Source organism: Paenibacillus sp. FSL R7-0302, from assembly GCF_038006885.1.
Taxonomy (GTDB): Bacteria; Bacillota; Bacilli; order Paenibacillales; family Paenibacillaceae; genus Paenibacillus_AQ.
This window is the reverse complement of record NZ_JBBOWB010000001.1, coordinates 656340-675952: the sequence shown is the minus strand read 5'-3', so window position 1 is coordinate 675952 and position 19613 is coordinate 656340. Positions and strand designations below refer to the sequence as shown.

The 19613-nt window shown below is 53.9% G+C and carries 14 protein-coding genes, 1 tRNA gene and 1 other annotated feature; of the genes, 4 read left to right on the top strand and 11 right to left on the bottom strand.

The genetic code is table 11. The features are described 5' to 3' along the window. Positions 1-50 precede the first annotated feature (50 nt). Positions 51-3395 (top strand): DEAD/DEAH box helicase, encoded by a 3345-nt coding sequence (locus MKY96_RS02985; protein ID WP_340938532.1) that lies wholly within the window; start codon positions 51-53, stop codon positions 3393-3395. Positions 3396-3953: 558 nt separating this feature from the next. Here the strand turns inward: MKY96_RS02985 and MKY96_RS02980 are convergent. Together MKY96_RS02980 and MKY96_RS02975 are read right to left on the bottom strand one after the other, a co-directional pair. Continuing rightward, positions 3954-5375 (bottom strand): exosporium glycoprotein BclB-related protein, encoded by a 1422-nt coding sequence (locus tag MKY96_RS02980; protein WP_340938530.1) that lies wholly within the window; start codon positions 5373-5375, stop codon positions 3954-3956. A gap of 41 nt (positions 5376-5416) precedes the next feature. Next, positions 5417-5776, bottom strand: a complete 360-nt coding sequence (locus MKY96_RS02975) for a hypothetical protein (protein WP_076086513.1) — start codon at positions 5774-5776, stop codon at positions 5417-5419. 209 nt (positions 5777-5985) lie between these two features. Between MKY96_RS02975 and MKY96_RS02970 the strand changes: the two genes are divergently transcribed. Both MKY96_RS02970 and MKY96_RS02965 read left to right on the top strand, forming a co-directional pair. Further along, positions 5986-6291 (top strand): hypothetical protein, encoded by a 306-nt coding sequence (locus MKY96_RS02970; protein WP_340938528.1) that lies wholly within the window; start codon positions 5986-5988, stop codon positions 6289-6291. Positions 6292-6524: 233 nt separating this feature from the next. Then, positions 6525-6746 (top strand) — a binding site (T-box leader). A gap of 53 nt (positions 6747-6799) precedes the next feature. Next, positions 6800-8680, top strand: a complete 1881-nt coding sequence (locus MKY96_RS02965; protein ID WP_340944426.1) for an arginine--tRNA ligase — start codon at positions 6800-6802, stop codon at positions 8678-8680. Positions 8681-9972: 1292 nt separating this feature from the next. On the opposite strand, the gene MKY96_RS02960 is transcribed toward MKY96_RS02965, so the two are convergent. Beyond that, positions 9973-10046, bottom strand: a tRNA-Arg gene (locus MKY96_RS02960). Between the two features lie 190 nt (positions 10047-10236). Then, on the bottom strand, positions 10237-10593 hold the full coding sequence (locus MKY96_RS02955; RefSeq protein WP_340938526.1) for a hypothetical protein: 357 nt from the start codon (positions 10591-10593) through the stop codon (positions 10237-10239). Between the two features lie 148 nt (positions 10594-10741). Between MKY96_RS02955 and asnB the strand changes: the two genes are divergently transcribed. Continuing rightward, complete coding sequence (gene asnB / locus MKY96_RS02950) at positions 10742-12586, top strand: asparagine synthase (glutamine-hydrolyzing) (RefSeq protein WP_340938524.1); 1845 nt, start codon at positions 10742-10744, stop codon at positions 12584-12586. A 74-nt stretch (positions 12587-12660) separates the two neighbouring features. Here the strand turns inward: asnB and MKY96_RS02945 are convergent, their stop codons facing one another. The 7 genes from MKY96_RS02945 to MKY96_RS02915 all read right to left on the bottom strand — a co-directional run bounded on the left by MKY96_RS02945 (position 12661) and on the right by MKY96_RS02915 (position 19569). Further along, complete coding sequence (locus MKY96_RS02945) at positions 12661-13410, bottom strand: class I SAM-dependent methyltransferase (protein WP_340938522.1); 750 nt, start codon at positions 13408-13410, stop codon at positions 12661-12663. A 36-nt stretch (positions 13411-13446) separates the two neighbouring features. Further along, on the bottom strand, positions 13447-14946 hold the full coding sequence (locus MKY96_RS02940; protein WP_340938520.1) for a nickel ABC transporter substrate-binding protein: 1500 nt from the start codon (positions 14944-14946) through the stop codon (positions 13447-13449). Positions 14947-15119: 173 nt separating this feature from the next. Beyond that, entirely contained in the window at positions 15120-15947 is an 828-nt protein-coding gene (locus tag MKY96_RS02935) for an ATP-binding cassette domain-containing protein (protein ID WP_340938518.1), read from the bottom strand. A gap of 41 nt (positions 15948-15988) precedes the next feature. After that, positions 15989-16774, bottom strand: a complete 786-nt coding sequence (locus MKY96_RS02930; RefSeq protein ID WP_340938517.1) for an ABC transporter ATP-binding protein — start codon at positions 16772-16774, stop codon at positions 15989-15991. Next, a complete protein-coding gene (gene nikC / locus MKY96_RS02925; RefSeq protein WP_340938516.1) occupies positions 16775-17614 on the bottom strand; it encodes a nickel transporter permease in 840 nt (279 codons plus the stop codon). A 23-nt stretch (positions 17615-17637) separates the two neighbouring features. Next, a complete protein-coding gene (gene nikB, locus MKY96_RS02920) occupies positions 17638-18552 on the bottom strand; it encodes a nickel ABC transporter permease (RefSeq protein ID WP_340938515.1) in 915 nt (304 codons plus the stop codon). A 180-nt stretch (positions 18553-18732) separates the two neighbouring features. Continuing rightward, complete coding sequence (locus MKY96_RS02915; protein WP_340938514.1) at positions 18733-19569, bottom strand: aldo/keto reductase; 837 nt, start codon at positions 19567-19569, stop codon at positions 18733-18735. Positions 19570-19613 lie beyond the last annotated feature (44 nt).

Sequence of the window (19613 nt, the reverse complement as noted above, 5' to 3'; positions counted from 1 at the left end):
CCCCCGTGGGGGTGGCTTAGATAGAAGCAATAAAAGGAAGTGAGTATACGGTGGGTTATCAGGTGCCGGAACGGGTAATCAAGCTGCTGTGCGGCAATGCCGCTTTTGACCAGGGAGCGGCTTATTATCATGCCCATAAGGTGGATCTTGTCTATACGGAGCATAACGGGGAAGACGAATATTCCAAATACCGCGCTGAGGTTCATGGCTTGGAGAGCTATGAGATAGCGCTAATTATCGACAGCGACGGGGATGTGCAGGGGGAATGCACCTGCCCTGCTTATGTTCACGGCGGCCCCTTCTGCAAGCATATTGCAGCGGCGCTGGTGGCGGTCCTCTACCGCAGCCGGGCGGCCGGAGCTGAACAGGCTGAGGATATGCAGGCAGATACGGAGGAGACTTATCCCGCAAAGGCCAGCAGTCTGCCGCTGGCGCAAGGCCGCTCCGGCCCCTCGGGGGCAGAGCACAGGGAGCGCAGCGGAGACCGGCAGCTGGTGAGCAGCATGCTCGGAATATTCACCGGCGGGCGGCAGCTGCCAAGCGGTGCAGGCACGTATATCGACCTGCGGACACCGCTCCAGGTCGAGTTCATCTGCCGGCCCTTCAACATTGGCTACAGCAGCACGATGCTTGGAATCGAAGTGAAGCTGGGTCCTAAGCGCCTCTATATCGCGCAGAAGATCAGACCTTTTCTGGAGCAGGTTCACCGGGGTGAGCCTTTTCAATTCACAGCGCACTTCAGCTATGATCCCGCCCTGCACAGCTTCTCCAAGGAAGATAATGAGGTCCTGCTGAAGCTGATTGAGATCATGCAGAATGAGAAGGTCTACAACAGACTCAACGATCCGTATGCCACCCGCTCCAACACTCTGGGGAATGACCGGCTGCTGCCGGTGGCCCCTTTTTTCTGGGAGAGTCTGTACCCCCTGCTAGAAGCAGCACCTGCCGTACGCCTTCAGCATGGACAGCTTCTGCTGGACCGCTTGTCCCTCTCGGAGGAGCCGCTGCCGCTCAGCTTCCAATTCGATCAAGCACAGGAGGAAGGCTACCGGCTGGACGTCCGGGGGCTTGAGCAGCTTACGATTCTGGAGAGCTACGGGCTGGTCTTGACCGAAGGCAGGCTGCTGAAGCTCCCGGCGCAGGAATGCGGGCGTCTCTCCGAGCTGAAGCGGATGCTCAGCGGCAGCCGGCGGGATAGCCTGGCGATTGCACCTGAGCAGATGGAGCCCTTCATGGAGACGGTCATTCCCGGACTGAAGAAGCTTGGCAGGGTAAGCATTGCCGACGCCATCGCGGACCGGATCGTCCAGACCCGGCTACACGCCAGACTCTACCTGGACCGGGTGCGGGACCGGCTGCTGGCCGGGCTGGAATTCCAGTACGGCGGGATCGTCATCAATCCGCTGGAGGAGAAGGCGCATGAGCGGAGCAGCGAGGTCATACTGATGCGGGACGGGGAAGCGGAGCGGCGGATTCTGGACCTGATGGCGCATGAGTCCTTCTCTCGGACCGAGAGCGGATATATCATGCGTGACGAGGACGGGGAATTCGACTTCCTGCACCATACCATCCCGCTCTTGGAACCGCTGCTTCAGGTCTATGCGACCACTGCGGTCAAGCAGCGGGTGCTTACGGAGCATGCAGCGCCCAAGGTCAGCCTGAGCTGGAACGAGAAGACCGACTGGCTGGACTTCAAGTTCGCCATGGAGGGCATCACGGAGAAGGACATTACCGAGGTCCTGAAATCTCTCCAGGAAAAGCGTAAATATCACCGGCTCAAGGACGGAGCCCTGCTCCCGCTGGATACCGCAGAGTTCCAGGAGATTATCGCGCTAATGAACGAGCTGGGCGTCCGCAGCGTGGATATCAAGAGTACCGAGTTCTCCCTGCCGCTGGTCCGCGCCCTCCATCTCCATGGGGGCACCGTCCAGGGGCAGACCATCCAGACCGGACGCTCCTTCCGGCGGCTGCTGGCCAACATGGCGAGTCCCGAGAATCTGGACTTCCCGGTGCCGGAGAGTCTGGCTCCCGTGCTGCGGGATTATCAGCAGTACGGCTTCCAGTGGATGAGGACGCTGGCTCATTACCGCTTCGGCGGGATTCTGGCGGACGATATGGGCCTTGGCAAAACACTGCAGAGCATCACCTTCCTGCTCTCGATGCGGGAAGACATCCGGCAGAGCGGCGTGCCTGCGCTTATTGTGGCGCCGGCCTCCCTGCTCTATAACTGGCTTAACGAGCTGAAGCGCTTCGCCCCGGAGCTTCAGGCGGTCATTGCCGACGGCACCGCCGGTGAGCGCAGCCGGGCCCTGCGGAACACGGCCGGGCATGATGTCATCATCACCTCGTACCCGCTGCTGCGCAGAGATGTGGATGAGTATGCCAAGCGGTCGTTCCATACGCTCATTCTGGATGAAGCGCAGATGATTAAGAATCATGAGACTATGGCTTCGCAGGCGGTCAGATTGCTCCAGGCCCGCTACCGCTTTGCGCTGACCGGAACACCGGTGGAGAATGCGCTGGAGGATCTGTGGTCGATCTTCAGCGTCGTTTTCCCCGGCCTGTTCCCCGGGAAGAAGGCCTTCCATGACCTTCCCCGGGAGACGGTCGCCAGGCGCGCCCGCCCCTTCCTGCTGCGCCGCCTGAAGAGCGATGTGCTGAAGGAGCTGCCGGACAAAATCGAGTCCCTCCAGGCCTCCGAGCTGCTGCCGGAGCAGAAAAGGCTCTATGTCGCCTACCTGGCCAGATTGCGCAAAGAAGCGCTTAAGCATCTGGACAGCGACAGCTTCGGGAACGGCCGGCTCAAGGTGCTGGCCGGACTGACCCGGCTGCGCCAGCTGTGCTGTCATCCCGCCCTGTTCGTGGACGGGTACACAGGCGGCTCCGGCAAATTCGAGCAGCTCCTGGAGATTATCGACGAATGCCGCAGCTCCGGCAAGCGGATGCTGATCTTCTCGCAGTTCACGCAAATGCTAGGCATGATCAGTCGTGAACTGGCTCTGCTCGGGATTCCGCATTTTTATCTCGACGGACAGACCCCGGCCTCCCAGCGGGTTGAGCTGTGCAGCCGCTTCAATGAAGGCGAGCGCGACCTGTTCCTGATCTCGCTGAAGGCGGGCGGCACCGGCCTCAACCTGACCGGGGCCGATACGGTCATTCTCTATGACCTGTGGTGGAACCCTGCTGTCGAACAGCAGGCCGCCGACCGCGCCCACCGGATCGGGCAGAAAAAGATCGTCCAGGTCATCCGCCTGGTAGCCCAGGGTACGGTGGAGGATAAAATGTACGAGCTGCAGCAAAAAAAGAAAAACCTGATTGACGAGGTGATCCAGCCGGGGCAGGAGGCGTTGTCGAGCCTCAGCGAGCAGGATATCCGCGAGATTCTCTCCATCTGACCGGCCGCCTGTTGTAGCAAGGCAGTTTATGCCAAAGCCGGACGAGGGGGATGGAGTGCTGAGGATGGAGGAGCTGGTGAATTAATGCATGCTGCTCAACCCTTCCTCAGCTATGCTGTACTTTGTACAACAGAACACTTCCAAAATCGTTGAGCACTTGAATCTATTGTACTTCGTACACTAGAATTTCGGGTAAAAGCTGTTTTTGAGCAGATATCCAGGAATCAAATGTAAGAAGTGCAATAGAATGCTTTTCTGAGCGGAAAAGTACTGTTTCTATTGCACAAAGTGCAATCACCTCAAATGGCTCAAGTGAGCTGCGGCAGTTGAGACGATATGGCTGGGAGGCCGGAGGCAGAGTGGCTCTGAGATGTTAGGGATGATGGCTGGAAACGCTGAAGGTAGCGAGAAGCTGACACGTTAAGCGCAGCGGCACTCTGGCGCTTGGAGACTCAGCCCCTGACTTGCGGCCCTGGTATAACGCCACAACAGGGACTCTCCCAAGCTAATACCCGGGAGGTCCCTGTTCTTTATATCCTATGGCATACCGCTGCTGAATTAGACGATGGTAAGTCCTGCACTGGCATAACCAGGAATCGTTACCGCTGCATCTGTTCCAGCTGTATTTGCAGCAGAGAAGACCATCAGCAGACGGGTTCCCGCAGTTACCGGGATAGACAGCCCTGTAGCTAATCCGCTGCTGATCGTACCTAGGGTAACAGCACCTGTCAACGCAGGGGCTAACGTGACCAACGCTCCGGTAACAGGGATGAATGTATTATTCGGAGTAACCGATTGATACAATTGTGCCGTTACAGTCATTGTAGATCCTGTGAGTGCGACTGTATCCGATGTGCTGAAATAAGCCGCCAGTGAAGTTATGGTGCCATCGTGGGGCACAGAGAAGGCAACATTGAGCATTGTGCCAGCCGCCCCTGTCAGATCAATGGTTCCGGCTGGCACGCCTGCAACGCCTGTCACGGTGTTGCCGAAGCCCACCAGACTGGAGGTATTGTTCACTCCTCCCACGACAGTCGTCATTTCTGCAGGAATCCCGGATGCATAAGGGATAATTGCCCCTGAGCCTGTAGCTCCGGTCATGCCGGTCGGCCCAGTCTCACCTGCTCCTGTCACACCGGTCGGCCCTGTTATTCCTGTCATGCCGGTCACACCTGTTGCCCCAGTCTCACCTGCTCCTGTCACACCAGTCGGCCCTGTTATTCCTGTCATACCGGTCACGCCTGTCGCTCCTGTCTCAGCTGCTCCTGTCACACCGGTCGGCCCTGTCGGTCCTGTCTCACCTGTCATACCGGTCACGCCTGTCGCTCCAGTCTCACCTGCTCCTGTCACACCGGTCGGCCCTGTCTCACCTGTCGCGCCGGTATCACCGGCCGCTCCGCCGCCTGGACCTGTAAGTCCTCTGGCGCCGGTCTCGCCCACATTGCCTGTCGCACCAGTAACTCCAGTTGGCCCTGTCGCGCCGACAGGCCCTGTCTCTCCGGTTGCTCCGCCGCCAGAACCAGCAGGACCTGTTGCTCCTGCTGGACCTGCTGGACCTGTTGCTCCTGCCGGACCTGCTGGACCTGTTGCTCCTGCCGGACCGGTGGTTCCGGCAGTGCCGGAACCTTCCCCTAGCAATTCCTCTGAGACCAGGCGGTGAGCAGTAACCAACGCCCCGGTACTGCTCTTGCCCCAGACTGATACCTGGATTGGGTCATCCGCAGTCACAGATGTCACAAATGTAAATTCAAAAGCGTCCAGATCGGCAAAATAGGTTTTAGTTACCGACTGATTCGGGTTAACATTATTTGCCTCGCTGACATACAGATTTCTCACTCCGCCGCTCAAATAATAACCTTTAACTGTTATTGTTGAGGCAGTAGTATCGCTGCGGTTATCAATCCTTACCGTAACCTGGGTAGTTGGTCTCACTCCGTTAACCCTATTATTTTCTATGGGTCCTGTGGATAAAAAACTCATTGTGTTCAGTCCTCCTGTTTATAATCGTTTTTAACGGGAATTTATACTTCAGGGTTTAGTTGCTCATGTGCAACCACACGATGAGCATTCACCAGCTGACCGGATGATGTTTTTCCCCATACTGAAATTCCGATCTCCTCTTCATCTGCTTCTTCAGTCGTAAATACAAATTCATAGGCATCCAGATCGGCAAAATAACTTCTGGTCACCGCTTCATTAGGAGCAACATTAATAAGTTCACTTACATACAGCGTTCTTGTCGTTCCCAGTACATAACCCTGAATGCTGACAGCCGAAGTGACAGCAGTATCCCGCTTCACTATTCTTACTGTAACAGTCTGTGTAGGTCTGACCCCTGAAACGGCATTATTCTCAATAGGTCCTGTTGATAATATCGCCATCCCGCTCCCTCCCTTCTGCCTCTAAACTCTGTCTCGGCGATTGAGTTTAATCGCTCGACATATTCATATTCAAGCATTGGCATAACGGTGTGGACACAGGCCTGAGCCTATTCACCAATGACCGCAGGCACGCATATCCTTGAATAAGGAAAGACCGCCCATGGGCTGCGCTTTCTTCATACGAACGCCGAACGGAAGAAGGGACTCCCATGCCCCCTCCTGGAAAAGGAAAGAAGCCCGCCGCCAAAAAATCACCGTCCAGCTCCAAAACCCAGACACCTAAGGGGCTTGAATTTGCCGTAGCAGCCCTTCTGTTGACCGGCAAGCTCAAAGTAGACTCTATCCAGATGTACACGGACGCGTCGATGTTCGTCAGTCTGGTAGGCAAATATAAAACCTTAAGCGATCTAAGTAGTGACAACGTCGATAAGCTGGTCAGCTTCCTCGATGACAACAGCAGCCTGACGCTGAACGAGATCATGGCTGCTCTAAAAAAGAAAGCCGAAAACACCTGAACACATACGGAAGTGAAAGTGAGGTACGGGGCTATGGACAGTTTTGACGGAGAAGGATTTGCCGGCGGACTCCTGCTGATTATTGCAATTCTGCTGCTGATTTATGGTTCAACGGACATCAAGAATCTGACAGGGGCGCCTAGTGACGTGTAATTTTTAACCGGAGGACTCCTGCTGCACAGCAATCTGCTCTTGCTTTCTTTCAGAAATTCGCTATACTGATACAAATCCATATTCAATCGATGACCGGGAGAGTAATGGTCTTATATCTAGTCCCCAGCGAGCCGGGAAAGTGGAAGCCGGTACAGATTAGAACCATGAAGCGCACCCGTGAGATGGACTTCTGAACCTTGTAGTAGGAAGCCCCGGCCGAGGACCGTTAACCTGTAAGGTGGCTGAACCGTAAGGCTCAGCAACGAGAGTGGTACCGCGAGCGCACAAGCCTCGTCTCTTAGGAGATGAAGGCTTTTTTGTCGTTATTTTATTCAGGAGGTTGTTATTCATGCCAATGCTAAGTGAGCTCATTCAAGAGAGCTTGAAGCAGTCTGTTCACAAAATCGTGCTAACCCTGGGCGTGCCCGCCATCGCTGAAGTAAATGTTGCCCTGGAGCAGCCGGCGAGTGCCGACCACGGGGATTATTCAAGTAATATCGCCATGCAGCTGGCCCGCCCTTTGCGCAAAGCTCCGCTGGCCATTGCCGGGCTGATCGCCGCCGAGCTCGAAGCTTCGGGCTCTGTTCACGGACTGGTGCTAAGAACCGAGGTCGCCGGTCCGGGGTTTATTAATATGTATCTGGATTGGCAGGCCTGGGCACGGGCGAAGGGAAATTTCACATTGCCTCAGTATGCAGGAGGATCGAAGGTGATTGTCGAGCATACATCCGTTAATCCGAATAAAAGCCTTCACATCGGGCACCTGAGAAACTCCTGTATCGGAGATGCGCTGGTGAGAGTACTGCGGGCGACCGGCCATACTGTTGAGGTACACAACTACGTGGATGATCTCGGCAATCAGCTGGCAGATACCGTAGCCGGTCTGCTGAATGTTCCGCTGGCGGGAGCCCATGTCCGGTTCGGAGACTACTGCTGGGACATCTATGCCGAGATTAACAAAACGTACGCGCAGCAGCCGGAAATGGTGCAGAAGCGGACCGAGATTCTTCTTGCACTGGAGAAGGGCCATGGTAATATTGCCTGGATTGGCAACCTCGTCGCCGGGCAGATTGTGAAAGAGCATGTAGAGGAGATGCGGGGGTTCGGCATTGACTACGATCTGCTGGTGTGGGAGAGCAGCATTCTGAAGGAGGGCTTCTGGGCCTCGGCATTCGAGCTTCTGTCGCAGACGGAGATCTTCGTGCAGGAGACCGAAGGCAAGCTGGCAGGCTGCTGGATTCTGAAGCAACCCGCAGAAGACGCTACACCAGACACGCTGGAGGAGCATCAGAAGGATAAGGTGCTGGTGCGCTCGAACGGAATTCTGACCTATACTGCCAAGGACATCGCCTATCATCTGTGGAAGTTCGGACTGCTGGAGAAGAATTTCAGCTACAGCGAATTTCAGAGCGGACTGTGGACGACCGGCTTGAGCGGACAGGCTCTGCCCTTTGGACGGGCGGACCAGGTCGTGAACGTCATCGATTACCGGCAGGAATATCCGCAGCAGATGGTCAAGCAGGCGCTCAAGGCACTGGGATTCGGTGCGCAGGCAGACGCGCTGCATCATGTCAGCTATGGGGTGGTCTCGCTGAGTCCCGCTTCTGCGGCCGGACTGGGCATTGATACCTCCAGCGGCAAAAGCTCCTACGCCATGTCCGGGCGCCAGGGAATCGGCATTAAGGTAACCGAGCTGGTCCGGCTCATGGAAGACATGATTGAATCCACCCGTTCGGACAAAAACGGCCTGTCCAGCCGGCTCATCGCCACCGCTGCCATCCGTTACTACCTGCTGCGCTTCAATCTGGGCACCGAAATTGTGTTCGACTTCAAGCAGGCAATGGAAATCTCCGGAAATACCGGTGTCTACCTGATGTACGCCTATGCGCGGGCGCAGCGCGTGCTTAGTAAGGCCGCTGCGGCGGGTGATGTGAGTGACGTTGGCGGGGTGCCGCTGTTCCCGGCGCAGCTCGAAGCGGCTGAGCTTGCCCTGCTGAGACAGCTCAGCTTGTGGCAAGACACACTCTATACAGCTAGCCGGGAGCTTACGCCGAATACGATTTGTAACTATGCCCACTCCCTGGCCTCGTTGTTCAGTAACTTCTACTCGGCTTGTCCGATTCTCAAGGGCGGGGAAGTCAGTATTGCCTTCCGCCTGTGGCTGACCCGGAGCTTCACCGAGACGCTGGGGGAGGCGCTCGACGTACTCGGTCTGCCTAAGCCGGAGCGGATGTAGACGCGCTGAGTCTACATCCGTTTAAGAACATACCTGCTCTATGGGATGAATGAGCAGGAACCTATGCGGGTCCGTGTAGCTTGCGTGGGCTGCTCCCCTTTCTCCATCTGCCCACTTCTGAGACATTCTACTTAATGAGGTGCACTAATGCACCTCATTTTCACATTTCGCCGGCTTCCGGTAAATTCAAGTGCACTTTTACACCACATTTTCTCATTTTGGCCGCTTCTGCTAAATTCAGGTGTACTTATACACCTCATTTGCTCATTTAGCTCTATTCTGCTAAATTCAGGTGCACTTGTGCTCCTCATTTGTTCATCTCGCTCACTTCTGGTAAATTCAGGTGTACTTATACACTACATTTGCTGATTTGGGCCGCATTCAGTAAATTTAGAGTCAATTGGTCCGTTCTAAATTGAGCGTACTAAGATCGCTCCTTTGGAATGGATGGTTTTTGAGCTTTTTTGGATTGTTATGTATTTTGCACCCCGCTTAAACAGCGGAGCGGACGGAACGATTGTGTAAAAGCGATAGCGGTCGCCTTTGTGTCCGGATTTTCACCTCTAAGGAGAATACATAAAATCTGGACACAACAGCGATTGGAACAACGGTCCGTTCGCGGAGCGTCCACCCAAGTGCCCACGTTGATCCTACTCAAAATAAAATGAGGGTTCTCATCCTCCGGACGACAAAACAGCCCTCCCGAAGGAAGGCTGTTTCTTGACGTCCCGGAAGGGATACAGCCCTTTCGGGCTGATTGCGAAGTATTCCTAACGAAGCTTATGCTCCAACGTCCCCGGCTGGCGCCCAGGGTTCTCATCCCCGGACGCACAAACAGCCTCCCCGAAGGGAGGCTGTTCTATGACGTCCCGGAAGGATACAGCCCTTTCGGGCTGATTGCGAAGCAGGTGCTAACGAAGCGTATGCTCCAACGTCCCCGCTGGCGCTGGGTTCTCATCCCCCCGACATCAAAACAGCCCTCCCGAAGGAAGGCTGTTTCTTGACGTCCCGGAAGGGATACAGCCCATTCGGGCTGATTGCGAAGCAGGTGCTAACGAAGCGTATGCTCCAACGTCCCCGGCTGGCGCCCAGGGTTCTCATCCCCCGGACGACAAAACAGCCCTCCCGAAGGAAGGCTGCTGTTTTGACGTCCCGGAAGGGATACAGCCCATTCGGGCTGATTGCGAAGCAGGTGCTAACGAAGCGTATGCTCCAACGTCCCCGGCTGGCGCCCAGGGTTCTCATCCCCCGGACGACAAAACAGCCCTCCCGAAGGAAGGCTGCTGTTTTGACGTCCCGGAAGGGATTCGAACCCCCGACCGTGCGCTTAGAAGGCGCATGCTCTATCCAACTGAGCTACCGGGACATGTAGGATAACGTTGTATCACTTGAAGCTTTTGAAGAGATATGTATTAACGCAACGTTATTCATTATACCTGATTCACCAGAATTAGCAAGACCAAACTCTTCCAGTTAAGAAGCTTCCCGCAACCGCCGTCACGGAAAGCCTCCTGCTCTATAGTTAAGCCTGGACATGACCTGCGGAAGATGTGGGCTCAGGGAAGCTGCCTGAAGTGCTCGCCCAGTTGACGCTTCAGATCGCCGAAGATCAGCAGCTCGCGCTGGAACTTGGAGCGTTCATCCTCCGGGGTCATCACCGTACTGCCGGTGAAGCCGCTGACCGTAACGTCCTGGAAGGCATCATGCAGATTATTGTCGAACCAGTCGGTGGCCGTATCCGCATCATTCGTCAGAATCCGGACAATTTCATAGCCCTCCTCGCGCTGATCCTCAACAATATACACCAGCAGTGCGGAATCGCCCACAGCTCCCGGCAATACGCCAACCTCTGCGCAAGGCGCACCGTCGTAGTCAGTCATTCTGCGGATTTTGGCGTCTTTAATGTAATACACTTGTCATCATCCCTCCTGGCAAATTTCCCTCTCCCCTAGTGTTCGGATAAGGACATACATTTTATCCCTTCAATCGGCATATATCTGTATTACTTGGCAAAAAAGAAAGGACAGACAACAATCGCACAAAAGAGAGGATGAATCAGACATGTGCGGAATAACCGGATTTGTCCAGTGGCGCGGTGATCTTACCGGGCACTCGCAGCTGCTCGTCAGAATGACCGAAACGTTAGCCAACCGCGGACCGGATGCAGCCGGAACCTGGATTTCAGGGCCTATTGCCTTCGGACACCGCCGACTCAGCGTCATCGATCCCGAGAACGGTGCACAGCCGATGATTGCCCGCCATGAGGATAAGTTATACGCTATAGTATATAACGGCGAGCTATATAATGCCCCTGAGCTGAAAAAAGAGCTGAAGCAGCGCGGGCATCATTTTCTCACGGAATGCGATACCGAGGTTCTGCTGCATGCCTACATCGAATGGGGGCCGGATTGCACAGAGAAGCTCAATGGCATCTTCGCCTTCGCCGTCTGGGACAGCTTGCGCGATCAGGTGTTCCTGGCCCGCGACCGTCTGGGCGTGAAGCCGCTGTTCTACAGCCAAGTGGAGGACGTCTTCGTCTTCGGGTCCGAGCCCAAGGCGCTGCTGCAGCATCCCCTGGTCCAGCCGAAGGTCGGGCCGGAGGGTCTGGCCGAGATATTCATCATCGGTCCGGCACGGACTCCGGGACAAGGGGTATACAAAGATATATTCGAGCTTCGCCCGGGTCATGCCATGATTTACAGCCGCAGCGGAATCCGCAGCTATGCTTACTGGAAGCTGGAGAGCGTCCAGCATGCCGATAACGTGGATGAGACGGCAGCACGGGTGCGTGAATTGCTTCAGGATACGCTGGAGCGCCAGCTGGTCTCCGATGTTCCGGTCTGCTCGCTGCTCTCCGGCGGACTCGATTCCAGCGCCCTGACTGCGCTTGCTGTGGATTATTACAAGCGGACCGGCCAGGGCCGGGTCGATACCTTCTCCGTCGATTATGTAGACAACGATAAGCATTTCAAAAGCCATTCCTTCCAGCCCGGAGCAGACGGCCCCTGGATTCAGCGGATGGTCGATGAGCTGGACACGAACCATCACTTTATCGCTTTTGACACACCGGAGCTGGTAGCCGCTCTCGATAATGCCCTGTACTCCCGCGATTTGCCGGGGATGACCGACGTGGATTCCTCACTCTATTTGTTCTGCCAGGAGATCAAAAAGAAGGCCACAGTGGCCATCTCAGGCGAAGCAGCAGACGAAATCTTCGGCGGCTATCCCTGGTTCCACCGTGAGGAGATGTTATCTTCCGGTACCTTCCCCTGGTCAGTGGCCCCCAATATGCGTGCCGGATTATTATCGCCGGAAATCCGGGAGTGGATACGTCCGCTGGAATATTTAGGAGACCGGTACAGCGATGCGGTGGCTGAGGTACCGAAGCTTGACGGCGAGACCGGCAAACAGGCACAGATGCGGGTGATGTCCTATCTCAACATAACCCGCTTCATGCCGACCCTGCTGGACCGTAAGGACCGGATGAGCATGGGCGTGGGGCTGGAGGTACGCGTTCCGTATTGTGACCACCGGCTGGTGCAATATGTTTTTAACATTCCATGGGAGATTAAGATGGTAGGCAACCGGGAGAAAGGCATCCTGCGCAAGGCGCTGGAGGGCGTACTGCCGGACGATGTGCTCTACCGCAAAAAAAGCCCGTACCCCAAAACGCATAACCCTGCCTATCTGAACAAGGTGCGCTCACAGGTACTAAGCATTCTGGACGATCCTTCCTCCCCCATTCTCCCGCTCCTTGATCCGGCCAAAATCCGTGAAATCGCCGCATCGCCAGAGTCCTCCACCAATCTGCCGTGGTTCGGCCAGCTGATGTCCGGCCCGCAATTATTCGCTTATCTGGCCCAGGTCAACCTGTGGCTGAAGACATACAATGTGTCGATCGGCTGATGCCGCGTCAAGCCAAAAACAGCGGCTCTCATCAAAGAGAGCCGCTGTTTTTATTTTTAGCAAGCCGGTCCGCCTCATTTCTCAGCGCAAATCATGAACACCGGTGTGGACCGGTACAAGACCTGCTGTCTCTCATCCAACACCTTACCGTTAAGCTTCTCTTCCGTATATACAGCGGAGAAGCCCAACTCTTTGAGTACCCGTACATCCCACTCCGGCCGCCACTCTCTGGTCAGCGGTAAGGCCAGGCTCAGACGGTCAGTCTCTTCGATGTTCTTATGATGCGGAAGCTCACCATAGCCCCTGTCGATATAGGCCTGCTGATCCTCTGCGTGCTTCCGCGCCATCTCTTCATCCCATAGATGACGATTCCAGTTGGCATCGAAGACCAGCAGCCGTCCCCCGGGCTTGAGTACTCTTCCCCACTCCTTGTAAGCTGACTGCGGATCGGTAAGACTCCAAGTGACATTGCGGCACACGATTAGATCAAAGCTCTCTGCAGCAAAATCCAGCTTATGCGAGTCCATCTTGCGGAAAGTTACGTTGACACCCTCCCGGCTGGAGTGGGCGCGCGCCTCTTCCAGCATATTGTCGGTACAATCAATGGCCGTAACCAAATGCCCGGCACTTGAAAGAATGACTGAGAAGAAGCCGGGACCACAGCCAATATCCAGAACATGCAGGCTCTCCTTCTGCGGAGCATGATCAAGGATAAGCTTCAGCCAGGCCTCCCGCTGGAAACCGTTCAGTTCCTTCTGGATGCCTTCACTGTACAGCTCTGCTTCGCCTTCCCAATACTGTTCTACCTCTTGTTGTATACTCATTATCATTCGCTCCTTCTTGGCAAGTACTGTATCTTATCATTTACTGTCTACATCCAGCTGGTTCCAAAAGACAGGGGTGAACGTGGTGTGCCCCGGCTTAAATCCGGTCACTCTATGATTTACAGCCAATATGTCATCAGGGAAATACACAGCTGCAAACATTGCTTCCTTATACATGCTTAAAAATATGGAATCATAAGCACTCTGACGTTCCTGAAGATCCATGGCTCCGACTGCGGTATCAATCTGTGCTTCCAGTTTCGCATCAGACCATACTACAGCAGGAGCTTCAGCCGACCGGTGGAACAGGGACAGCAGGAATGAATGAGGGTTATAGGCATCATCATAGGTCCGGTACAGGATGAGATCGTAGGCTTTGCTTGTCCATAAGGCATCATAATAGGCATTTGGCTCCAGCACCTGAAGATTAACCGCAATCCCAATCTCCTTAAGCTCCGATTGAACCAGCTCACTGATGGTCTTCCATTCAGGATATTCCGCCTGCTGAAGCACGAAATTGAATTCAAGCGGGTTTCCGTCCTTCTCGGCAATCCCATCTCCGTCCGCATCCTTATAGCCGGCGGCTGCCAGCAGTTGCTTCGCTTCCCCGGGATCGAAGCCGTACCATGTGTTATTGGACTCTGTGACATAGGGAACGGTCAACGGGAATAGGCCCTTTGCCTCCTGTCCAATACCGTTCATGAGATCGTTCACAATGCTTTTTTTGTTCATTGCCAAATTAATTGCTTTGCGGACATTCAGGTCTTGCAGAGCAGATGTATTATAATTAAAAATCATGAAATGCGAGCTTGTTCCTGGTGATTTTTGCAGAGTTAGTGAGGAATCCGCTTCGATCACGGGTACACTTTCGACTGGGATTTTCCCCATTTGTCCCCCGGCAATATCTACATCCCCGCTTTGCAGCGCCAGTACTCTGGACTGTGGATCAGGAATGACCTTCATAATAATTTTGGACAGCTTCGGCATGTCTCCCCAATAATTAGGATTGCTGACCAGTACGGCTTCCTGATCCGTCTTATAGCTCTCTGCCATCCAGGGACCGGTTCCAATCGCCCGGACGAATGTACCGTTAATATCACCTGCTGGCTCCACCGCGGTAGGGCTGATAATCCGTACCGGTCTTGCAAAGGATAGCTCGGTCAAAAAAGGATAATAGGCTTTGTTGAATGTCATAGTAATAGTACGCTTGTCTACGGCTTCAAGAGATTCCATGGCGGTAGCTACATTCAGCGAATTGGCCGGATCTTTAACCCAGCGTTCGAAGGAGAACTTGACTGCATCCGCATTAAATTCCGTACCGTCCGAGAATTTGACACCCCGACGAAGGTGGAAGGTATAGACCTTCCCATCCTCAGAGATGTCCCATGACTCCGCAAGCGAAGGCAGGATTTCGCCCTTCTCGCCGTACTCCACTAATCCGTCATATATCATCGCATGTACATTCATCGAACCCTCATAGGCCCCGGCATCCAGCCGGTCAAGACCGGTATCAGCCGCTATGGCAACAGTAATCACCTTGTCCCCGGATTCAGAGGTTTGTACCGTTCCATTGCCTGCAGCAGAATTGGAATGAGTTGATGAATTGCTTCTGTTATCCGAACTACTGCAACCTGACACTCCTATAATTAGCACAAGAAGCAGGATGAATAGTGACGTTGTTAATACACTTTTTGACTTTGAGCTGGCTCTCATTCTCTGTACTCCTTTTCTCTATCTTTTCTCCTTAAGCGGGGGTCTTGCACAGGTATCGAGGAGAGTAATTTTCTTGTATACGGGTGGTCTGCCTGCTGCATGATATGCGCACCTGATTGCTTCTCCACAATCTCCCCTTGATCCATCACAGCTACACTGTCGCAAAAACGGTTCACTACCGACAAGTCATGTGTGATAAACACGTAGGATAATCCCAGCTCACGCTTCAATGCCTGCAACAGATCCATCATCTGCTTGCGCAGGGTGACATCGAGACTGGAGAACGGTTCATCACAGATGATCAGCTCCGGGCGCAGTGCAATCGCTCTGGCAATTCCGACCCTTTGCTGCTGGCCGCCGCTGAGTTCATGCGGATAGCTATGAATGTGCTTCTGCTCAAGTCCAACAAGCTCAAGCGTGTCAGCTACCAGAATTCTCCGCGCGCCAGCCTTCCTCTCCCCGTAGTTCCGCAGAGGCTCTCCGATAATTTGCTCTACTGTGAACAGTGGATTAAAGGAAGCCAGACTGTTCTGGAACACCATCTGCATCCTGCTGCGGATCTTACGCATCTCGCTGAAGCTCCAGTCTGTATAATCCGCACTTCGGTACAGCACTCTTCCGGAGGAGGGTTTCTCCAGTCCCAGCAAGAGTCTGGCTAAGGTACTTTTCCCGCAGCCGCTTTCACCCACCAGTCCCAGGGTTTCTCCGCTCTCCAGACTGAAGGACAGATTCTTCACAGCATGCACACTCCTGATATCAGATGTGAACCACCTCCTTTTCATTCCATACTTCTTATTCAGGCTTACCGCCTCCAGCAGCTTCATGGATCACCACCTCCCCCGTAGAACATATAATTCTATAGTTGTTATCTGCAATCCATTAAGTATCTAGTGTAGGAATGCATTGGACGTGCAAAGATGTCAAAGACATTGCCCGATTCCACAATCCTTCCGGATTTCATCACATATACATAATCCGCAAGCTCGGCGACAACACCGAGATCATGCGTTATTAATAGGATGCCCATATTATTCGCCCATCTGATCCGGTCCAGCTCCGTAAGAATCTGTGCTTGGATGGTTACATCCAGAGCCGTTGTAGGTTCATCTGCAATAAGTAAGCTTGCCCCGGAAGCCAGCGCGATAGCGATCATGACCCGTTGGCACATCCCGCCGCTAATTTGAAAAGGATATTTATTGAATAGCTGCGCCGGATCGTTAAGGCCCGCTTGCTGCATTTGCAGCATAGCCAGCTGCTTGGCTTCTTGTCCAGTGACTTGCCGGTGCATGGTAATCGTCTCCATGATCTGCCTTCCAACCGGAAGCACCGGATTCAGCGCGTTCATGGGATCTTGAAAAATAACCGCCATTTCTGTTCCCCGGAGCTTCCTTAGCTGGCGGGTAGAGCACTCCCGGAGGTTGTGGCCGCGAAGCCATATCTCTCCGCTATCAATGCAGCCTGGAGGATCTACCAATCCGAGAATAGACATCGCCGTAACACTTTTCCCGCTGCCGCTCTCGCCAACCAGAGCAACAATCTGCCCGGACCTCACCTCGAGACTGACATCCTCTACAGCCCTGACTTGCTGACTTCCGGTATGGAAGCTGGTCGATAAGTGACTAACCTTCAGCAGGGTGGATTCACTGTTCATTTACCGGACGCTCACCTCCCGGGTATCGTAATCACGCGCTGAGCGGCGCAAGCCTTCCCCCAACAGATTGAAGCCCAGCACCGACAGCAGGATGGCCATTCCCGGGAAGAGCATGAGCCGCGGCTCAGTCTGAATATAGGCCCGGCTGTCGTTCAGCATCATCCCCCATTCCGGTGTAGGCGGCTGGGCTCCCAGACCAAGGAAGGACAAGCCCGCAATCGAGAGCATAATTGTACCTGTCTCCATAGAAGCAAGAACCAGAATGGGACGCGCCGCAACCGGCAGGATATGCGTGAGCACAATTTGCAAATGGGAAGTACCCGACGCTGTGGCGGCTGCGATATAGCCGCCTTCCTTGATCTGAAGCACCAGGCTGCGGATCACTCTGGCATATCCCGTCCACCAGACGGCTGCAAAGGCGATTAACAGATTCTTCATACTGGCGCCCAACATCGCTGTAATTGCGAGCGATAGAATTAAGCTGGGAAAAGCAAGTAAGATGTCGATGATCCGCATAATCAATTGATCAATCTTGCCGCCAGCGTAACCAGCCAGTAAACCAACGGGGATGCTGATGGCAAAAACTACAGTCAAAACGGCAAATGAATAGTAAAGCGTGGTTCTTGTCCCATAGATTAAACGGGATAGCATACAGCGCCCCAGATGATCCGTACCCAGCGGGTAGTCCCAGGAAGGCATGCTCAGCTTATGCTCCATGTGAATCTGCAGCGGGTCAGAGGGGGAGAGCCAGGGGGCAAAGAGTCCCGCTCCAATGAACAAAAGGATAATCCCTGCCCCCAGCTTCGCTCCGTTTTTCTTAAATAAGCTACTTCGAAACATAATACCTTACTCCTTTTACAGCGTCACCGCAGCCTGATTCGCGGGTCCAGCATCAGATGCAGTGCATCTACTGCCAGGTTAATCAGAACAACGACGACAGCCATCCATAATACATAACCCTGAATGACAATATAGTCTTTTGCAAAAATCGCCTCAACCACATACTTTCCGATCCCCGGCCAGGAAAATATAGTCTCTACGACCACAGAACCGCCGAGAAGCCCTGCTATGTTAACCCCAAGTAAGGTAAGACTCGGAAGAAGTGCATTACGAAGCGCATGTCTGGTGATGACTCTCCATTCCTGCAGCCCCTTGGCCCTCGCCGCCTTGATGTAGAGCGTACCCAGAACCTCCAGCAGACTGGAACGAATCAAACGGATGTACACCCCCGCCATGCCAAACCCAAGTGTAAATGCAGGCAGAATGACACTGGAGATCCCATCCATTCCTGTTACAGGTAATAGCTTCAGCTTCACTGAACCATAATAAATCAGGAGCAGACCCAGCCAGTAGCCTGGCATTGATACGCTAAACAGAGCACATACTCTTCCCAGCCGGTCAAGCCATTTCCCCGGATACAGTGCAGAGCCTACACCCATAGGCAGAGCTATAAGAATAGCAGCCAATAAGGAACAGCCGCTCAACAGCGCAGTAGCCGGGAACCGATTCATCAGCTCTGTGAATACCGGACGATTGCTGCTGTAGGATATGCCCAAATCGAGGTGGAGCACACGGTACAACCAATGAACATATTGCATATATACAGGTCCATCCAGACCGAGTGCATGTCTGGTCGCCTCAATGGCTTCATATGTAGGCTTAATACCGTCAGCACGCAGCATAATCTCTGCAGGATCACCTGGGGTCAGGTGCATCAGCGCAAAGGTTATGACAGAGATGCCTAGCAGCACAGGAATGAGCTGCAATAAGCGTTGCAACAAAGTTCGTATAATGGCATTCAACTCCACTTATTTAATCGTAATAATTACGATTATAACATAAAAATTTTAAATGAATAGTCCTAAAAAAAATGCCACACTGCCGCCAAATGCAAAAAGCAGCCCCCTTGAGGAGGCCGCTCTTTGCATTTACAGCTTATAATGACTCTATCTGCCAGCTTAGAAATTGAAATTATCCGGGTCCGGGCCGAAGCGGCGGTTCTGATTCAGCTCCTCGATGGCTTTAACATCCTCATCGCTGAGTGTGAAGTCGAAGAAGCCGGCGTTCTCGATGATCCGCTCCTGATGGACCGACTTCGGAATGGTAATGACACCCTGCTGGAGATCCCAGCGCAGAACAATCTGTGCTACCGTCTTGCCGTAACGCTCTGCCAATTCCTTCAGCAGCGGCAGGTCCAGATTACCCTGCATGAGCGGACTCCAGGCTTCCAGCTGGATATCATGCTCCCGTGCATACTTCAGCAATTCACGCTGGGTCAGCAGCGGATGGAATTCCACCTGGTCCACCACCGGCACCACGCCGCTGTCCTCGATGATATCCTCCAGATGATGCGGCTGGAAGTTGCTCACCCCGATGGATTTGACCAGCCCTTCCTTTTGCAGATGGATCAGAGCTTTCCAGGTTTCTTTATATTTGCCGGCCACCGGCCAGTGGATCAGATACAAATCTACCTGCTCCAGACCCAGCTTCTTGCGGCTGACTTCAAAGGCCTTCAGTGTCGATTCATATCCCTGATCCGGGTTGCGGACCTTGGTGGTAATAAACAGCTCTTCCCGGGGGACTCCGCATTCACGGATGGCCTGCCCCACACCCTCTTCATTGTTATAGCCGGCAGCCGTATCAATACTGCGATACCCCGTCTCCACCGCAGACTTCACCGCGCGGATAACCTCCTCGCCATCCTTGGTCTGCCATACGCCAAGACCCAGCCACGGCATAGTTACTCCATCGTTCAAGGTAGGCCCGCCTGTAAATGGTGCGTTCATTTCACTCATATGGATACCCTCCAAGCCTAATTTGAATTCAACAAGCTTCCTTA